General features: G+C 69.8%; 14 protein-coding genes. 9 read left to right on the top strand and 5 right to left on the bottom strand.

What is annotated here, in order from left to right; genetic code table 11:
* Nucleotides 1-212 precede the first annotated feature (212 nt).
* Nucleotides 213-2,618, top strand: coding sequence for a hypothetical protein (locus WMF19_RS15325; protein ID WP_437899774.1), 2,406 nt, complete (start codon nucleotides 213-215; stop codon nucleotides 2,616-2,618).
* Nucleotides 2,619-2,762: 144 nt separating this feature from the next.
* On the opposite strand, the gene WMF19_RS15320 is transcribed toward WMF19_RS15325, so the two are convergent.
* The gene (locus WMF19_RS15320) at nucleotides 2,763-3,548 is read right to left on the bottom strand and encodes a hypothetical protein (RefSeq protein ID WP_437899773.1); all 786 of its coding nucleotides are present in this window, start codon (nucleotides 3,546-3,548) and stop codon (nucleotides 2,763-2,765) included.
* A 397-nt stretch (nucleotides 3,549-3,945) separates the two neighbouring features.
* Here WMF19_RS15320 and WMF19_RS15315 point away from each other — a divergent pair, with 397 nt between their 5' ends.
* Nucleotides 3,946-5,394, top strand: a complete 1,449-nt coding sequence (locus WMF19_RS15315) for a hypothetical protein (RefSeq protein ID WP_437899772.1) — start codon at nucleotides 3,946-3,948, stop codon at nucleotides 5,392-5,394.
* 107 nt (nucleotides 5,395-5,501) lie between these two features.
* Here the strand turns inward: WMF19_RS15315 and WMF19_RS15310 are convergent, their stop codons facing one another.
* The 3 genes from WMF19_RS15310 to WMF19_RS15300 all read right to left on the bottom strand — a co-directional run bounded on the left by WMF19_RS15310 (nucleotide 5,502) and on the right by WMF19_RS15300 (nucleotide 9,864).
* Complete coding sequence (locus WMF19_RS15310) at nucleotides 5,502-6,353, bottom strand: SDR family NAD(P)-dependent oxidoreductase (protein ID WP_437899771.1); 852 nt, start codon at nucleotides 6,351-6,353, stop codon at nucleotides 5,502-5,504.
* Nucleotides 6,354-6,505: 152 nt separating this feature from the next.
* Nucleotides 6,506-8,692, bottom strand: a complete 2,187-nt coding sequence (locus tag WMF19_RS15305; RefSeq protein WP_437899770.1) for a glycoside hydrolase family 3 N-terminal domain-containing protein — start codon at nucleotides 8,690-8,692, stop codon at nucleotides 6,506-6,508.
* Nucleotides 8,693-8,862: 170 nt separating this feature from the next.
* Nucleotides 8,863-9,864 (bottom strand): 3-oxoacyl-ACP synthase III family protein, encoded by a 1,002-nt coding sequence (locus WMF19_RS15300; RefSeq protein ID WP_437329297.1) that lies wholly within the window; start codon nucleotides 9,862-9,864, stop codon nucleotides 8,863-8,865.
* Nucleotides 9,865-9,976: 112 nt separating this feature from the next.
* Here WMF19_RS15300 and WMF19_RS15295 point away from each other — a divergent pair, with 112 nt between their 5' ends.
* Together WMF19_RS15295 and WMF19_RS15290 are read left to right on the top strand one after the other, a co-directional pair.
* Nucleotides 9,977-10,708: a hypothetical protein gene (locus WMF19_RS15295; protein ID WP_437899769.1), complete on the top strand. Its 732-nt coding sequence runs from the start codon at nucleotides 9,977-9,979 to the stop codon at nucleotides 10,706-10,708.
* A 148-nt stretch (nucleotides 10,709-10,856) separates the two neighbouring features.
* Nucleotides 10,857-11,381: a hypothetical protein gene (locus WMF19_RS15290; protein ID WP_437899768.1), complete on the top strand. Its 525-nt coding sequence runs from the start codon at nucleotides 10,857-10,859 to the stop codon at nucleotides 11,379-11,381.
* Between the two features lie 210 nt (nucleotides 11,382-11,591).
* Here the strand turns inward: WMF19_RS15290 and WMF19_RS15285 are convergent, their stop codons facing one another.
* Nucleotides 11,592-11,963, bottom strand: a complete 372-nt coding sequence (locus WMF19_RS15285) for a hypothetical protein (RefSeq protein WP_437329295.1) — start codon at nucleotides 11,961-11,963, stop codon at nucleotides 11,592-11,594.
* Nucleotides 11,964-12,213: 250 nt separating this feature from the next.
* On the opposite strand from WMF19_RS15285, the gene WMF19_RS15280 reads away from it, so the two are divergent.
* The 5 genes from WMF19_RS15280 (at nucleotide 12,214) to WMF19_RS15260 (ending at nucleotide 18,369) form a co-directional block, all read left to right on the top strand.
* Entirely contained in the window at nucleotides 12,214-13,908 is a 1,695-nt protein-coding gene (locus tag WMF19_RS15280; RefSeq protein ID WP_437899767.1) for a tetratricopeptide repeat protein, read from the top strand.
* An 83-nt stretch (nucleotides 13,909-13,991) separates the two neighbouring features.
* Entirely contained in the window at nucleotides 13,992-16,160 is a 2,169-nt protein-coding gene (locus WMF19_RS15275; protein WP_437899766.1) for a DUF1565 domain-containing protein, read from the top strand.
* A gap of 191 nt (nucleotides 16,161-16,351) precedes the next feature.
* Complete coding sequence (locus tag WMF19_RS15270; protein WP_437899765.1) at nucleotides 16,352-17,185, top strand: metallophosphoesterase family protein; 834 nt, start codon at nucleotides 16,352-16,354, stop codon at nucleotides 17,183-17,185.
* A gap of 86 nt (nucleotides 17,186-17,271) precedes the next feature.
* Complete coding sequence (locus WMF19_RS15265; protein WP_437899764.1) at nucleotides 17,272-18,006, top strand: AgmX/PglI C-terminal domain-containing protein; 735 nt, start codon at nucleotides 17,272-17,274, stop codon at nucleotides 18,004-18,006.
* 204 nt (nucleotides 18,007-18,210) lie between these two features.
* Nucleotides 18,211-18,369: a hypothetical protein gene (locus WMF19_RS15260; protein ID WP_272103522.1), complete on the top strand. Its 159-nt coding sequence runs from the start codon at nucleotides 18,211-18,213 to the stop codon at nucleotides 18,367-18,369.
* The last annotated feature ends 9 nt before the right edge of the window (nucleotides 18,370-18,378 follow it).

The raw sequence follows: 18,378 nt of genomic DNA, 5'->3' as shown, positions 1-18,378 counted from the left end.
CACTCCTACGACGACACCGACGTCGGCCTCGCCTCTTCGCGGTACGACAAGGAGGCCACGTCACCCCATCTGGCCTTACACCTACGCAAACATACCCCCGCGGTAGACGTTTGCCCTGCCGCGTGACCGGATCACGCAAACGAGGCGCCGATCCCCAAAGCGTCGCACACAGGCGCTTGAGCGTCTGATATTGCAAGCGTGAGGGAGCATACATGACGAACCACGCTGGATTCACAATCGACTTCAGGACCACGGCGGGGCCGCTGGTCCTTGGTATCGCGCTGCTCGCGGGAGGCTGCGCGGAGGAGGCCGCGATCCACGAGGCGACGAGAGCATCGAGCGACCGCCTCGCCGCGGGCACGAGCAGGGCGAACGAGGATCTGGAGAAGCACGGGTCCTGGAGCGCGCGCCGCCGGTGGCAATCACGGGGTGTGGGCGGCGGGGGCGCCCTCTATTCGCCGTCTATCAACCCGCACGACGGCCGCGAAATCTTCATGGCAAGCGACATGAAGGGGGTCTATCGCACGAGGGATTTCGGCAGGAGCTGGACGACCCTGCACTTTCACAAGCTCCAGGGCGGCGTCCTCTCACAATTCCGTTTCACCGCCGATCCCGACGTCCTCTATGGGGTGAGTTACACGCTGTCCACGAACGGCATCCAGGACGTGGCCACGCTGGCCAAGAGCACCAACGGGGGGGCGACGTGGGACGCCGAGATCACGACGCCAGGGCGGCCAGGAGACGGCCACTACCTGTTCGTTGACCGGCAGGGCACGCGGCGGCTGCTCTTCTCGGACTCCACGGAGCTCTACTTCTCGCGCGACGGCGGCCGCACCTTCCGCTCGGTCCACGCGACGACCTGGCCGGGCGGCCTCCTGGTCGGCGGCGTTTACTGGGATGGGCGCGACATCTATGTTGGTACGAGCGATGGACTGCTCGTCTCGCACGACAACGGAGGCACCTTCGCCGTCGACACGTCGATCGGCGGCATGCCGGCGGGCGAGAAGATCGTCTCGTTCGCCGGCTCCGGGCACGGCAAGAGGACGACCTTCCTCGCGGTCACGTTCTCCGCGACGGACGGCGAAGGCAACGCCCTCATCAGCGCCGACACGACCGGCGGCGAGCTGGACGCGTACGCTGGCCTCTACCGGCTGAAGCTCGGTGAGAGGCGCTGGGAAGCCGCGACGTCCGGGCTCGGACCGACCGACAAACTCGCCTTCGTGGCGATGCCCGACGACAACGCCCGCGTCGCGTACGTCGCCGGCGGCGATCGCGAGAAGCTCTCGCCCATCGTCCTCCGCACGGTGAACGGCGGAGAGACCTGGCAGCACGTGTTCCGCACCGACCACAACGCCAACATCGACACCGGATGGAGCGGGTTCGAAGGAGACATGGACTGGGAGTTCGGCGAGTACGCGCTCGGCCTCTCGGTGTCGCCCACGGATCCCGACCGCGTGGCCCTCACGGATCTCGGCTTCGTCCACGTCAGCGAGGATGGGGGCAGGACCTTTCAGCAGGCCTACGTGAAACCAGCGGATGAGAACCCGAGGGGAGCGGACACGCCCAAGTCCGGCGTTTACCGCACGAGCGGCGTCGAGCAGACGTCGGGCTGGTGGCTGACGTTCTACGACGAGGACACGATGTTCGCGTCGCTCACGGACATCCGCAGCGCCTTGAGCGAGGATGGCGGCGAGTCCTGGTCTCGCGACGGCGCGAACGGCCTGTCCCTGAACACCACCTATCACGTGGTCAGGCACCCATACACGGGGGCGCTCTACGCCGCGACCGGGAGCGTTCATGACATCTACCAGAGCCCCTACCTGCGCGACGCGCGCCTCGACGGAACGCCGAGCCGCCCGTCCAGAGGGGGAATCATGGTGTCCGCCGACAAGGGTGCCACGTGGTCGCTCTTCGCCGATCTCGGGCGTCCCGTCGTCTGGCTGGCGCTCGATCCGAACGATCCGGATCAGCTCTACGCGAGCGCGGTCAACAGCCTGACGGGAGGGATCTATCGCCTCGATCTGAGCGCGCCGGGGGCGGCGCCAGCCGCGCTCCCGGCCCCGCCCCGCACGCAGGGTCACCCCTACAACGTCCATGTGCTGAAGGACGGAAGCATCGTGGCCACCTACTCTGGCCATCAGCCCGGCAACACCCGGACGTTCACCGACAGGTCCGGCGTGTTCCTCCTCCAGCCTGGAGCTTCGGCGTGGGAGGACCGCTCCTCGCCCGAGATGCACTACTGGACCAAGGACATCGTCATCGATCCGAACGACACCACCGAGAGCACCTGGTACACCGCGGTCTTCAGCCACGACGAGCGCTTCTACGGGGGGCTGTACCGGACCAGGGATCGCGGCGCGACATGGCAGCGCATCAGCGATCGATATCGCGTCGAGTCGTGCGCCATCGACCCGAAAAACGCGCACCGTATGTACATGACGACGGAGCGGGACGGGCTCTGGCTGACCGAGAACCTCGACGATGAGGCGCCGACCTTCGTGCTGGACGAGGGCTATCCATTTCACCATCCGGTGCGGGTGTTCTGGAACCCGCGCCGCTCGAAGGAGGCGTGGACGGTCAGCTTCGGCGGGGGCATGCGCTCGACGTTCGACCGCTGATCGCGCTCGATCACCGAGGACGCCGTCCGACCGACGTCATCCGGGAGCTCGATGAGGCGCCCACGAGATCGTTCGCCGTAGTCGGCATCGACCTCCCCAAGGCGAAGACCTCTCGCCCTCCAAGGCAAGGGACATCCTGAACCGCTATCCATGCGCGGGCGGTGGAGCAACGGGGGTGTCCCGCCGGAAGAGCCTCCTCGTGACGGCGCGGGTCATGGCGAGGAGGTTCTCGCTGGTGAAGCGGAACCAGAAGCCGGCGTAGCAGCCGTTCGTGCGGAAGCCGGGGTTGGCGGCGGCGTAGCGCCGCGCGGCCGGGCGCTCGAAATAGCGCGGCGAATAGCGGCTCACCGTCTCCTCGGTCATGAAGATGTTGACGCGAACGAGGCCGGTCTCGTCGTCGACGTGGTAGTTGCTCTCCCTGGCGAGCTTCAGGAACGCCTCGCGCACCGCCTCGTCCTCCGCTGTGCCCCGCCGCTTCGGATCGAAGAGCTCGTAGCGCGCGAGCGCCTCGGTGATGGAGACGAACCCGAAGAGGCTGGCGATCGAGAGCCGGTAGAGGCGGGTCCGCGGCGCGCGGCGCTTCGTCTCGAGCAAGAACAGGAGGCCGGAGACGAGGTGCAGCCCGCGGGTCCGGAAGTCCGGCGAGATCCTGAGCTTCCCGCCGACGATGGCGCGGCTGCGGGGCAAGGCGAGCGGCGCGGTCTTCCAGAACTGGAAGCCGACGATCGCCCCGGTGTCGGCACGGCGGAAGACATGGACGACATCGTTGGTCCTCGCGTGGACGCAGAAGTGCCCGAAGTCCTCGGCCATGAGCGCGTTCGAGAGGGCGTGGAGCTCGCGCAGGCGCGGCTCGGCGAAGTCGCGCCGCTCGACGGTCTCGAGGCGGACGGCGGGGCGCAGCGGGGAAAGGCGGAGAAGGAGGTTCAGCATGGAGGGATCCAAGAGCGCCAAGACGGGCACATGTCCGCGGCGGCTAACCGCCGCTCCACGGAGCGCGCCCTTCGGCACGGTAGCCCATTTCGTCGCGGAGGCCGAGGCCGCCGATGCCAGGCCGAACGGAGCCCCTTGTGTGCAGGGCGCAAGGCGTCCATTGCCTGAACCTCAATCCATCATCTCCCAGTTTCATCGAATCCCCGGTTGGCACGAGCTGGGAACAACGCCCACGAACGACGCCAGACCTCGGCCTTCAACGCCTGTCGCCGGCTGACGACCTGCCCACAAGCGGCTCCCCCGACGAGACGATCATGGACTCTCTTACTTGCCCGCGAAGGCAGACAAACCACTTTTGGATTCGCAGCAGGACACGAAGACACCGAAAGGTCTTACCATGACGACACATCTCACCCCGCTTTTCGTGCTCGTCGGAGCGACGCTTCCGCTCGGCGTGGCCGCGCTCGCGTGCAACTCGGCCGACCGGGACGAGGGCGCAGAGCACGTCGCCTCCGCCGAGGATGAACTTCCCCGCCGCGGGCGATTCGGCGATTTCGAAGCCACCACAGAACGAAACACGCGCAACTTGCTCCAGCGGGGACAGGAGATCTTCCGATTCGACACCTTCGGCGACGAGCAGTTCTGGGGCGGCAAGCTCCGGTTGCACGAGAGCATCGCCAAGGTGACTCCAGCTCAAGCGCTTGAGCTCGGGCTGAAGGTGGACGCGGACGCGCTCCCGTCGCGGCTCCGGGACAAGATCGCGCGTGGCCAGGTGGACCTCGACGATCCCGCCGTCACGCTGAGCCTCCTGCAGCTCGATGCGATCCTCGGGGTGACGGGCTTCTTCAACGACCGCGGCAAGCTGATCTCCATCGGGCTCCAGTGTGCGTTCTGTCACTCCACGGTCAACGACTCCGTGCGTCCAGGCATCGGCACGCGCCTCGACGGCTGGGCCAACCGCGACCTGGACGTCGGCGCCATCATCGCTACGGCCCCGACGCTCCAGCCGATCGTCGACCTGCTGCCGAAGGTGCCCGCGGGCATCACCGAGGCAGGCGTGAGGGAAGTTCTGCTCAGCTGGGGGCCGGGCAAGTACGACGCCGAGCTGCTGCTCGACGGGAAGGCGTTCCAGACTGACGGAGGGACCTCCCTCGCGACCTTGCCCCCGCCTGACGAAAGGACCTCCGCCGCGACCTTGCTCCCCAACGCGTTCGATATGGGCGGCGTCAACGAGCACACATGGACGGGCAACTGGGGCTCGGTGCCCTATTGGAACGCGTTTGTCGCCGTGACCCAGCTCCATGGGAAGGGTAATTTCTTCGATCCCAGGCTCAACGATCCCGTCAAGTACCCGAACGCCGCGGCCACCGGGATCTGGAATGTGGTCGTGGGTCCGAAGGACGATCTTGTCACGTCGAAGCTCCCGGCGCTGCACTTCTACCAACTCGCGCTCCCGGCGCCGAAGCCGGAGCCGGGGCGCGATTTCAACGAGGAGGCCGCCGAGCGCGGCGCGAAGCTGTTCACCGGCAAGGCGAAGTGCACCGACTGCCACAACAAGCCGCTCTGGACCGATGCTGGCTGGAACCTGCACACGCCCGAGGAGATGAAGATCGACGCCTTCCAGGCGAACCGCGCGCCCGGCAACTCGTACAAGACGATGAACCTCGCCGCCCTCTTCGTCCGAGAGCTAGGGCTGTTCATGAAGCCGAAGAACAAGGGTCGCTTCTACCACGATGGCCGCTTCGCGACGCTGCTGGACGTCGTGCGCAGCTACAACGAGCGCTTCGATCTGGGGCTCGACTCCGGCGAGAAGCGTGACCTCGTGGAGTACCTGAAGTCGCTTTAGTCGGGCAGGCCCGGGTGGAATGCGCGCCGCCAGACCGGCCGAGAGCCCGGATGATGGATGATGAGGAGCGCGAGGCAGCGCTAGGGCCTCGAATGGCTGCGCCTCGTCTACCCCCCGTACAGGGCGTGCAGCGCCCGCGTGGCCTCGTCCGCGGCGATGTTCACCGGGTCGATCAGCGCCGCGTCCGGACCGAACGTCGTGCGCAGCGGCCGCTGGCCGTGCGGCATCTCCAGCAGCCTCTGCAGCACGCGCGCGAGCTCTTCCGGGGATGGTCCCTCCATGGTCTTGACCATTTCGAGCACGGCACGCGCCACGCCGCCGAGCGCCCCGTACTCGGCGGCGCGCGCCGTGTCGTCGTCCAGCCACATGTTGTCGAAGATCTTCGTCCGGACCATTCCCGGCTCCAAAATCACGACGTCGATCCCGAACGATGCGAGCTCACGCTTGTAGCCCTCGGCGATCATCTCCATCGCGGCCTTGGCCGAGGAGTAGAGCGCCGTGGTCGGCAGGGCGACGCGCCCGCCGACGCTGGACGTGAAGGCGAGCACCCCGGTCTTTCGCCGGCGCATGTGCGGCAGGACGGCGCGACAGACGCGCTGCGTCCCGAAGACATGCGTCTCGAAGAGCCGTCGCAGCTGATCGACGCTGCTGCACTCGGCCAGCCCCATCACGCAGCCGCCCGCGTTGTTCAGGATCACATCGATCTTCCCTGTCTTCTCCACCACCGTCGCGACCGCCGCGGCCACGGAGGCGTCGTCCGTCACGTCGAGCGCGACCGTCTCGATGGGGATCCCCGCCGTCGCCAGGCCGGCCACCTCGTCGCGCGCCGCTCGGTTCCTGCCGTTGGGATCGCGCATGCCCGCGAAGGCCACATACCCGTTCCTCGCAAGCGTCTCCGCCACGCTCCGGCCGATCCCCGTGCTCGCGCCCGTCACCAGCGCTACCCGCTTCGCCGTCATCGGTCCTTCCCTCCTCGGGCGCAGAGGCCTCACCCGGCGCTCGTTGCCCCGCCGACGGTAATACACGATCCGACGAAAATTGAAATTCTGGCCAGAAATGTGCGGCAACCTCCAGCCAGAATCAAACGTCAAACCGGAGCCGCCCACACCCCCTACGCCACGGCGAACCCGGCGCAGAGCAGGTCCTGAGGCCGGGACGACGAGCCGATGTGGACACGGAAATCCCCCGGCTCCACCGCGCGGCGCCCCTCCGCGTCGACCAGGGACAGCTCCGAGGCGGGCACGTCGAAGCGCACCTTGCGCGCCTCCCCCGCGGCCAGGCTCACGCGGCGGAACGCCTTCAGCTCCTTCTGCGCCCATGTGGACGACGTCACCAGATCTTCGATGTACAGCTGGGCGATCTCGACGCCCTCGCGCCCGCCGGCGTTGGTGATCGTCACCTCGAACGACGCTGTGCCGCCTCGCTCCACGCTCGGCGTCAGGACGTTCAGATCGCCGTAGGTGAAGCGCGTGTAGCTCAGGCCGAAGCCGAAGGCGAACGCCGGCTCCTGCGTGAGGTCCGCATAGCGATTCCCGTGCTGACCGCGGGCCTGGTTGTAGAATATCGGCTGCTGGCCCACGTGGTAGGGGAACGAGATCGTCAGCTTGCCAGAGGGGTTGATCTTCCCGAACACCGCCTCGGCCACGGCCCGTCCGCCCATCATCCCCGGATTGAACGCCTCGAGGATCGCCGCCGCGCCGAGCGCCGAGCGCGGCAGGACCAGCGGCTTGCTGTTGATGAGGACCGCGACCGTGGGAACGCCTGTCCTGGCGATCGCGTCCGAGAGGGCCCGTTGCCCGCCCATGAGCTCGAGGGTCGCCGTGCTCTTTGTCTCGCCGATGAGCTCGATCCGGTCCCCCAGGACCAGGACCACCACGTCGGCGCTCCGGGCAAGCTCCACCGCCGCAGGGATGCCGGACTCGTCCTCACTGACGACCGAGCAGCCCGCGGCATGGACCACCTCGCACCCCGGGGGCGCGAGCTCCCGTATCCCATCCACGATGGTGACGATGCTCGATCGGGGGTGTTGCGGCCCGTTGCCGCCGCTCATCTGGCCCGAGCCGAGCGACCAGTCGCCCAGCTGGGCGATCGGGTCGTCCGCGTTGGGGCCGATCACCGCGATCCGCCGCAATGGCCTCGACGCCGCGCCCTGCGCGAGCGGCAGCAGGCCGTCGTTCTTGAGCAGCACGAGAGACGCCCGCGCGACCTCCAGGTTGAGGTCCCGGTGGGCCGCACACCCGATGATCTCCCGGATGCGTTGCTCGCTGCTGTACCCGGGGTCCTCGAAGAGCCCCAGGGAGAACTTGAGCGACAGGACGCGCCGGACGACCGCGTCGATCTCGGCCTCGGCCAGGAGCCCGCGGCGCACCGCCTCCTGGGCGCCCTCGTAGAACTGCGGTGTCGCCATCATCAGGTCGTTGCCGCTCCGGACAGCCACCGTGGCCGCCTCGGCCATGTCCTTGCAGACCTTCTGATCGAGCACGAGATTGCCCACGTTGTTCCAGTCGGTCACGAGGATCCCCTCGAACCCCCACTCCTCCTTGAGGACCTCCGTCAGGAGCCAGCGGTTGGCGGTGGCCGGGATCCCGTCCATGGACTGATATCCAGTCATGAAGGCCATGCAGCCGCTCCTCGCGGCCCGCTCGAAGGGCGGCAGGAAATACGAGCGCAGGTAGCGCCGCGAGATGTTCGCCTCCGAGGCGTCACGGCCGCCCAGCGTCTCCGAGTACCCCGCATAATGCTTGGCCGTGGCCAGCACCGCGTCCGGATCGTCCAGGCCCTTGCCCTGATAACCCTTGATCATCGCGCAGGCGAGCTCTCCGATGAGGTGGGGATCCTCGCCGAATGTCTCCCCCACCCTGCCCCAGCGGAGATCGCGCGTGAGGCACAGGACGGGAGAGAACGTCCACTTGAGGCCCGTGGCCCGCATCTCGGCGGCGGTCACCCGCGCGACCTGCTCCAGGAGCCCCGTATCCCAGCTGCAGGCCATGGCGAGCTGCGTGGGGAAGATCGTCGCGCCCGCCCAGAAGGAATGGCCATGGATCCCGTCGTCGGCCATCAACACCGGAATGCCAAGTCGGGTATCCAGCGCGCGCCGGATCGCCGTGTCAGCGTCCTTCCCGTTGCAGTGAAGGAGGCTGCCGACCTTCATCCGCCCGATCGCGTCCTCCAGATCTCCCTGGGCGTCGAGCTGCATGAGCTGACCTACCTTCTCGTCCAGGGTCATCCGACGCAGGAGGTCTTCCACCCGCTTTCCCACGGGTTGCTTGGCATCTTTGTAGAGAGGAGCGTCGTTCATGGGTTCTCCTGACCACGATGGGGAGCGCACGGCAACAAGTCCACTGTCGCCCTCGTCGCCTTCGTCAAGAGCGCCACGCCACGCACACCACGCCAGCGCAGCACCACGGAGCGCAGCGTGCGGGTTCCCTCGAGGGCCGCGCGCCGCCAGAGACCCCGGCCCTCGTCGACTCAGACGCGGAGCACGGCGCTGCCCCACGTGAGGCCGCCGCCGAGCGCGCACAGCAGCACGTGATTCCCGGGCAGGATCCGGCCGTCGCGGAGCGCCTCGTCGAGCGCCATGGCGACCGAGCCCGCGCAGGCCCCGGCCGCGCTGGCGCCGTCGACCGCGCCGAGGACGCGCTCAGGCGGGCACCCGAGGCGCTCGGCGAGGAGGGCGACGAGGTGCGGGTCGGCGTGGTGCGGGATCACCCAGTCGACGTCCGCGGGCGCAAGCCCGGCGGCGGCGACCGCCGAGAGGGCGTGGGCCCCGAGGTGCTCCTCCGCGGCCTGCCGCAGCTCGGGCTGCTTCACGCGGAGGTATTGCCGCCGGTCGGCGAGCCGCTCCACGGTGAGCGGCTCCGCGGATCCTCCGCCGGGCACCTGGAGCACATCGGCCTTCTTCCCGTCGGCGCGCAAGCCGACGCTGAGGATCCCGCGCCCGTCGCCGCTCGCCGGCCCGATCACCACCGCGCCGGCGCCGTCGCCGAACAGCTGGGCAGCGGCCCTGTCCCGCGGATCCAGGCGGCGGGAGAGCAGGTCCGCGCCGATGACGAGCACGTGCTTCATGGTCCCGGCCGTCACGAACTGGTTCGCCACCGACAGCCCGTAGAGGAAGCCCGTCAGCGACGCGGAGAGGTCGAACGACGGGATGTGCTCGGCGCCGAGCTTCTGCTGCACGTACACAGCGGTCGCGGGCATCGGCGCGTCGCCGCTCGAGGTGGCGAGGATGATCATCTCGAGGTCGCGCGGCCCGATGCCGGCCGCCTCGAGCGCCGCCTTCGCCGCCCGCGCCGCCAGGTCGCTCGTCCTCTCGCCGGGCGCGACGCGGCGCCGCTCGTCGCTCGCGCCAGGGTCGCCCGCCGCGCCGTCCGCCGGCGCGCCCGCCTGCGCCTCGCTCGTCGGAGCGGCGAGCGGCAGGGAGCGGCCTGTGCCGAGGATGCGCGCGCGTGGATTTCTGGCATCGGACGTCATCGGGAGCGCAGCCTACATCAAGGGCTGCTCGTTGGAACGGGCGATCGTGCCCTGCCGCTCGGTCCACGGAATGCTTGAGTCGCGGACGCGCTCCGGTACATAAAGCGCCTCGATGGCTACGAGCTCCGAAGACAGAGACCGCCCCGACACGGACGAAGCGCCTCCCGGCGAGGCCGACGCGCACGACACCCGCAACGAGGACGACGGCGAGGGCCGCGCCGCTGCCGACGCAGCGTCGCCGGCCAGAGCCTCGCGTCCTGCAAAGCAGGCTGGCGCAGCGCGGCGCCCGGCCGGCAAGAAGCCCGGCGCGCGGCCTCGCGCCGCCGCCCAACCGCAGGGCGGCTCGCTCGGCAAGAGCATGATCCTGTTCCTCATCATCATCGGCGGCCTCGCCGCGGCCTTCGCCTATTTCGGGCGTGAGCCCGCGGCCGGCACGGCCGGCCCCAAGTGGAAGACCGGGGACAAATCCCAGGTCGAGGTCACCCTCGTGTCCACCGACATCAAGGATCTCGCCTGCTGGTCGGCCGAGGAAATCAACGGCCGGCACTGCGCGTTCGAGTCGCCCACCAAGGGTTGGTCCAAGGGCGATGCGGACGACAAGAAGCTGCTCCGTCCTTACACGACCACGGACCGCGTCCAGTTCCTCGCCTCCGGCCTGTGGAGCGAGCCCGCGCTCACCGACGGCAAGCTGCCGTCCGCACGGTTCGCGGTGAAATGCACCTACACCGTCGAAGGCAGGATGAAGCGGCCCGGCATCCGTTGGTCCAGCGAGGGCGCATGGCTCGACAGGACCGATGACTGGTACACGGGGCTCCTGTCGGACTGCAAGCTCATCACCCCCTGATGTCGCAGGCGCCGCTGCGTTCCTGGTCGTGACGCGCCGACCGCGGCGTACGACGCAGCGCATGCAGCCGTCGCTGCGCCGTGTGCCATACCCCCCTCGTGTGGCCACGACCCTCCGTGGTAGTGTGATTTTCGGCTTGGAGGTGCTCATGCCCTGTCATCGGGTGATCGCATTGCTGCTGTGGTCCGCATTGTTCGCCGTCGCTGGATGTGAAGCTGACCCGGGCACCGTGAACAATCTGCCGACCTATGTCGTCACCGCGTCGAGCTCCTCCAGCGGGGGCGCGGGCGGGGAAGGCGGAGCGACCACCACCGTCGCGACGACGAGCACAGGGGGCGAGGGCGGCATGGGCGGCGAGGGCGGCACGGTGTGCACGTGCGAGCCCGGGCTCTCGTGCTGTGGATCGGAGTGCGTCAACCTGGCCGGTGATCCGCGCAATTGCGGGTCGTGCGGCACGACCTGCACCGAGACTCAGGTCTGCATCCAGGGCCAGTGCGCGAATGCGTGCGCCCCCGGCTTCGGGTGCGAAGAAGGCCTCTGCTGCGGCGTGAGATGCTGCCGCGCCGGCGAGATCTGCTGCGACTACGGCGACAGCGCCGACGCGCCCGACGTTCACTGTCAGGCGACCGCGAACGGCACCTGCCCCCTCGCCTGCAGCGGCTGCGAGAACTGACGGACCTCGATAGCGGCGCGCGGCGCATCGAGCAGCGCCGCGCGTCGGCGCATCGCGCGCGCCGCGCCGCGCCTCGTGTGCGGGATGCGACTGGCGCGCGTCCGGCGGCGCCGCGCGTCGGCGCATTGCGCGCGCCGCGCCTCATGTGCACGGAAGGCGGCGCATCGCGCGCGGCGCGCCTCGTCCGCGCGCCGCGCACGCCACGTCGGCTCACGGCTTCTCGAAGATCTTGCCCGGGTACTTCCGCTCGAAGTGCCCCACCACGCCCCGGCCGATCGCCACGATGGTGAGCCCTGCGATGCCCATCTTGATGGCCGGCCCGATCAGGGGGACGAAGCCGACCGCCCGGGTGGCGAGGAATTTCAAGCCCTGCCCGAGGATCGCGAAGCTCCCGCCGGCCGCGGTCGTCACCACGGATCCCACGTTCTCGCCGTAGATCTCGCCGACCATCGCCATCATGTGCGTCTCGATCGCGACGAGCCCGGCGGAGGTCGAGATCGGGAGCGGAAGCGCGGCGAACGCCGCCCCGCCGATCGCGTAGCGGTGAACCCATCGGAGAGCTTCATCCCTGCACGTCGTCATGTCCCGAGGTTGCCGCAAGTCTCGCCATCCGTCCATCGAGCTCCGCACTGACGGAGCGAGCGCGTCGATGGCCCGGAACCCCCGCTCTTCTGTGCGCTGCCTTCCCGTGCCGCGGGAACCGCGCGTGCATGGCCGTCGCTCGGCTCGACCTCCGCGCTCGCGCCGGAGGGCGGTGCCCGAGGCAAAGCGACCCCGCGAGGGGATGTTGGACCATCGGAGCCCGTGGCGATCCGGGCTCCAGGAGGTGCCCATGACAGCTCGACGCGCGCTCTTCAGCCTGCCCCTCCTCTGCGCCTGCGCCGCCTTCGCGGCGCACGGCGCGGAGCCACGCCCCTCCTCGCCTGGAGCGGGGCCGCCGACCGGCCCTGCGCCCGCAGAGGCGCCCGACGCCGAGCGCGTCCCTCTGTTCGAGGACATCGGCGCTCTCCATCACCCCGTGACGACGTCATCGCCGCTCGCGCAGCGCTATTTCGATCAGGGGTTGCGGCTCGTCTACGCGTTCAACCACGACGAGGCGAGGCGCGCATTTCAGGAGGCCGCCCGGATCGATCCCGGCCTCGCCATGGCGCGCTGGGGCATCGCGCTCACGCTCGGCCCCAACATCAACCAGCCGGCCGACGCGGCGCGGGAGCGGGCCGCCCTCGATGCCATCGCGGAGGCGCGCGCGCTCGCCGCGTCCGCGAGCGAGCGCGAGCGCGCGTACATCGACGCGCTGGCGGAGCGCTACGCTTCAACGCCGGGCCGCGACCGGGCGGCCCTCGACCGCGCCTACGCGAGCGCGATGCGCGAGCTCGCGCGCCGCTTCCCCGACGACCTCGACGCGGGTGTGCTCTTCGCCGAGGCGCTCATGGATCTGCGCCCGTGGGATCTCTGGACGCCGGACGGCCGGCCGCAGCCCGAGACCGACGAGATCGTCTCCACGCTGGAGGGCATCCTCCGGCGCGATCCCGAGCACGTCGGCGCGAATCACTATTACATCCACGCGGTCGAGGCGTCGCGCGCGCCGGAGCGGGCGCTGCCGAGCGCCGAGCGCCTCGGCGGTCTGGCCCCTGGCGCTGGGCACCTCGTGCACATGCCGTCGCACATCTTCGTGCGCGTCGGTCGCTACGCCGACGCCTCCAACGCGAACGAGCAGGCCGTGCTGGCCGATCGCCGATACATCCGCGAGCGGCGGCCGGAGGGCATCTATTCGATGATGTACTTCCCTCACAACCTCCATTTCCTCTCGGTCTCGGCGAGCATGGAGGGGCGCAGCGCCGTCGCCGTGCGCGCCGCGCGAGAGCTGGCCGACGCGGTCCCCGACCACAACGTCCGGCACATGCCGATGCTCGAGATGTTCCGCCCTGCGCTGCTGTTCGCGCTCGTCCGGTTCGGACGGTGGGACGACGTGCTCGCGGAGCCGGCGCCGCCGCCCGAGCTGCGGTACACGACGGGGATATGGCGCTATGCGCGCGGCCGCGCGCTCGCCGCGACAGGGCGCCGTGACGATGCCGCGCGCGAGGCGGCGGCGCTCCGGGCGATAGCGTCCGAGATCTCGGAAGACGCGACGATCGGCAAGAACCGCGCGAAGGACCTGCTCGAGATCGCCTCGCTCGTGGTCGAGGGCCAGATCGCGTCGGAGCGGGGCGACACCGGCGCCGCTGCCCGCCTGCTCGAGGAAGCCGCGCGCATCGAGGACGAGCTGCGCTATTTCGAGCCGCCGGACTGGCCCGAGCCGGTCCGCCACACGCTCGGGGCGGTGCTCCTCAAGGCGGGTCGCGCGCGCGACGCAGAGGCGACTTACCGGGAGGACCTGCGCCAGAACCCGCAGAATGGCTGGTCGCTGTGCGGGCTCGAGCGCAGCCTGCGCGCACAGGGCAAGGAAGAGGACGCCAACGCCGCACACGCGCGCTTCAAGCTCGCCTGGGCGCGCGCCGACGTGCGGCTGTCCGGGTCATGCCCGTGAATGTCCGGTCTCGAGCGGCTGAAGACGGCGAGAGAGGCGCGCATTGCCGGCGCGCACATCGGAGCATCTGCTAGGTTGGTGGGGTGTTGCGCGCGAAGCTTGGACACTCGGCGCTCTGGTGTCTTTTCTCTCTCGCTTCCAGCCTGTGCGCCGTCTCGCTCTTCGGCTGCGAGAGCACCAACCTGCCGCCGTATACCAGCCTCCCGGGGGAAGGCGCCGGCGGCTCGGGGTGTGAGCCGGGGCAGATCAGCGGCGCCAGCGGATGTGCGCAGGTGGGCATTCCCGGCTGCGTCGACGCGTTCGTCGACGAGGACGGCTTCTGTCGTCCCACGCTCGCGAAGTGCTCGCCCGGGACGATCCCGAAGCACGACGAGGGCTGCATTGAAGTCGGGATCCCCGGCTGTGCGGCGGAGTTCGTGGAGGGCGGCGCTTGTCATCCCACCATGGCCAAATGCCCGGAGGGAACATTCGCGGTCCCGCAGAAGGGCTGTGTTTCGATCGACGGCCCGGACGGCTGCGGCTCGATGCCGTGGGGCGAGATCGTCGAGGCCCCCGGCGATCTCCATGTCGATCCTGGCTACGAGGGAGGAGACGGCGACGGGTCGCGGGAGAGGCCGTTCACGACGCTGGCGGAGGCGCTGGCGAGCGTTCGGGCGGACGGGCGCGTCGTCCTGGCCGAGGGCGAGTACGACGAGCCGATCGAGATCACGAAGCCCATCGAGATCGTCGGGCGGTGCGCCTCGCGGGTGGTGCTCCGGGGCGAGCAGAGCGATCCCAGCGGCAACGTCAGCGCGATCTGGATCCACGACGTCGAGCGGGCCGGCGTGAGCGGCGTGAGCGTGCTCAGCTCCTCGATCGGGATGCTGATCCAGGCAGCGGCGGTCTCGGTGCGCGACATCCGGGTGACGGGCGAGAGCGGCAATGGACTCGTGGTCGCGCTCCCTGGCGCGCGCCTCGATCTGTCGCGCAGCCTCATCCAGTCGTCGTGGGCGGACGATGGAGCGGGCGAGGTCTGGACGAGCGTGCTCGTCGTCTCCGGGGCCGAGGCGCGGCTCACCGAGAACGCGCTGGTCGGGGGCACGGTCAACCTGCGAATCAACTCGGAGGCAGCGGAGGTGGTCGCGGAGGGCAACCTGCTGGAGGCAGCGGCGCTGCGGTCGGTGACGAGCGACGGCGTCGGCGTGCACCTCGAGGAGGGCACGCTCCGGCTCGACGCGAACGCGCTCGTCCACCATCACCTGGGCGCGCTGGTGACGGGCGCCGGCGCGGAGCTCGCGGCGGCGCGCAACCTCATCGCCGCCCCGGCAGACGCGGCGCCCGAAGCCGGCGGCCTGGCCGTGGAGCATGGCGCGCGCGCCTCGCTCGCCTCCAGCGTACTGTCAGGGGCGTGCGATGCGCTGCTCGTCGTCGCGGACGCCGATACGGCGGTCGAGGCATCGGGCAATCTCTTCGATGGCGTGGCCGCCTCGGAGAGCGATCGCCTCGGAGTCGCCGTCGAGCAGCGCGGCGGAGCGCTCTCGCTGTCGTCGAGCCTCGTGCGCCAGGCCGGCGACGCTGGGCTGTTCGTCTCGGGCGGGACGCTCTCGGCGAGCGGCGTCGTCATCGAGGGCACGCGCGCGAGCCCGCTGCACCGGGATCGCGCCGCCGGCGTGCTCGTGCAGGGTGGCCGCGCCGCGCTTGCGTCCACGTATGTCCTGGAGCCCCACGTCGCGGGCGTGTCCGCGTCCCAGGGCGCGACCCTCGAGATCGCGGACAGCCTCATCGAGCGCTCGCTGCCGGAGGAGCGCGCCGGCACGGGCGGCGTCGGCCTGCTGAGCGCCGGGGCGGCGCAGGTCCTCGTCCAGAGGTCGGCCGTGCTGGAGAGCCGCGTGGCGGGCCTGCTGCTGGCCTCGCCTAGCACGGTGGAGGACACGGTCATCCTCGGGGTCGAGGGCGGCACGTTCTCGGCCCTGAGCGCCGGTGGGCAGACGGAATCGGTGCAGGACCTGGGCGATGGACTCGTGGTCCTGGGCTCGACGGCGCAGGTGAGCTACGTGGAGGTGCATCGCTGCGCGCGCGCCGGTTTGCTCTTCAGCGACAGCCGCGGCGCGCTCGCGAGCTCAGAGTCGACCGGCAACCGGTTTGGCCTCGTCGTGCAGGGCGCGCAGGCGCCGTCGGTGTCGGAGGACAACAGCTTCGAGGGCAACCAGGAGAGCGATCAGCTCGCCGGAGGCACGCTCCCCGTCCCGAGCAGCGCCACGCCCGCCCCGTGAATGACGATCGCTCGTCGAGCGGCGCGGGAGCGGCGCCGCCCGGCCCGGACAGACGTCGCGCCCGTCGCGGCGACGCGCGCGCGGATGTCGTGTTGAGATCGCGAGGCGCCTCGCGCAGCGACGGTTTGCGTCGCCGAGAGCTTGCGTCGATGTCGCGAGAACGACGTCGGTCAGGGCTCACGATCGCGTCAATGACGACGATCGCGCACCTCACGGACTTCCATCTCCTCGAGGCGGATCACGACCGGCGCCGCGGCGCCGAGCGGTGGCGGCTTCGTTACCTGAGCTTCGGCCGCCCCATCGACGCAGCGCAACGCCGGCGCCGCACGCTGGCCGCGCTCGTCGAGGCGTGGCGGACCGGGGCGGACCACCTGGTGCTCACCGGCGACCTGACGGAAGACGGGACTCCTGCCCAGTTCGAGGTGCTCGCGGCCGTGCTGGCCGAGAGCGGTTGGGACCCGGCCCGCGTCACGTTGGTGCCTGGCAACCACGACGCGTATACCGAAGGCGCGTGGGAACGCGCGCTGGCGGGCTGCCTCCGCCCCTTCGCGGCGACGAGCGGGCAAGCGACGGCCGTCGCTCTGCCCGGGGCCGTCGTGGCCGCGGTCTCGACCGCCATGATGCAACCGGTGACCCGCTCGGCGGGCGCGATCGCGGCCCGCGAGCTCTCGTGGATCGCCTCGCTCGCCGCCGAGACGCGCCGCTCGGGCGACGCGCTCGTGCTCGCGCAGCACCACCCGCCGCTCCGCCATCCGATCGGAGCGATGCAGTGGCTGGATGGCCTCATCAACAGCGCTGAGCTCATGGCATTGCTCCACGAGCACGATCACCTTCACGTGATCCACGGCCATACGCACCGAGAGCACGACGCGCCGGTGCGCTCAGGCGCGCCGCCTCGCATCTTCTGCGCTCAGGCGCTCGTGGACGGACCTTCACCGCTACGCCTCTACCGTGTGCGTTGCGGGCGCCTCCTGTCCGAGCGGGCGCGCGTTCGGAGCGGCGCGTCGGCGTTCGCGCTGGCGTAGAATCTCTCACACGCACTGCAGCGCGCGTTCCCCTCATCGCGCTCTTTTCGCCCAAGACGCGGCTCGTATAGAGTCCTCGTCCGATCATGAAACTCACGCGCTTGCTCAGGTGTACGATCACCGTCGTTGCTCTCTCGACGTTCGCGGCCCAGCTGGGCTGCGGCGGCGCCGCGCCCACGTCGGTGGCGCCCGTGATGGTCGACGCCGAACCTGTCGAGACGTCGAGCCCGAAGATGAGCTCGCGCTCCGAGATCGGCGGCATGAACGAGGAGAAGGTGCAAGCGGCGTTCGAGCGCGTGTCGCCTCGGCTCTCGCGCTGCTATCAGAAGGGCGTCCAGCGGATCCCCTATCTCGGGGGCGAGATCCGCTTCAAGGTCCGGGTGACCGAGGAGGGCACGGCGCGCTGGGCGTTCGTGAAGGACTCGAACCTGGGCGATCGCGAGACCGAGGCGTGCATGCTGAGCGTCCTGAAGGCGACGAGGTGGCCGAAGCCGGTCGGCGGAGAGGGTCTGGCGGAGAACAGCTTCACCTTCGAGCCGAGCAGCGACGAGCGCCTGCCGGTGCCCTGGACGCCCGACCAGCTCGGGACGCCGTACAAGAAGGCGAAGCCGGCGCTCGCGACGTGCCGGAGCCAGGCAGGCGCCAGCCAGCTCAAGGCCACGCTTTACATCGACACCGACGGCAAGCCGCTCAGCGTGGGCGTGTCCAGCAACGACGAACGGGGCGAGGAGGCGGCCGAGTGTGTCGCCGGCGCGCTGCGCGAGATCACCTTCCCCTCCCCTGGCAGCTATGCATCGAAGGTGAGCGTCGACATCAATTGACGTGACTGACGTGACGCCGCGGACCTAACGCAGCGACCGCCCGCACGCCGGGCTGGCCGTTGGCGGAGGTACCCGGTGGCGGCCCGCTTCGCGCTGCGACCGGCCCTGTCCGACGCGGAGGCGATCGCAGGGTTCGTTCATTGGGCGCGAAATCTACCGCCCTTGCTGGCAGCGCGCGCCGCGGGACTGCGCTACGCTCTCGTCGTGGGCAAGGTCCTCCGGCAGATCCTGGTGCTCTTGTGGAAGGTGGCTCGCCTCGTCCTGTGGAAGTGGCTGAAGCCGCGCCTCATGAAGTTCGCGATGATCACGGCGGCGCTCGTCGGGGTCATCCTGCTCGTGGTGGCCGTGCTTGGCAGGCTTTAGCGGCGAGCG

The organism is Sorangium sp. So ce124 (genome assembly GCF_051525235.1).
Classification (GTDB): Bacteria; Myxococcota_A; Polyangia; order Polyangiales; family Polyangiaceae; genus Sorangium; species Sorangium atrum.
This window is presented reverse-complemented; position numbering and strand designations above follow the sequence as displayed.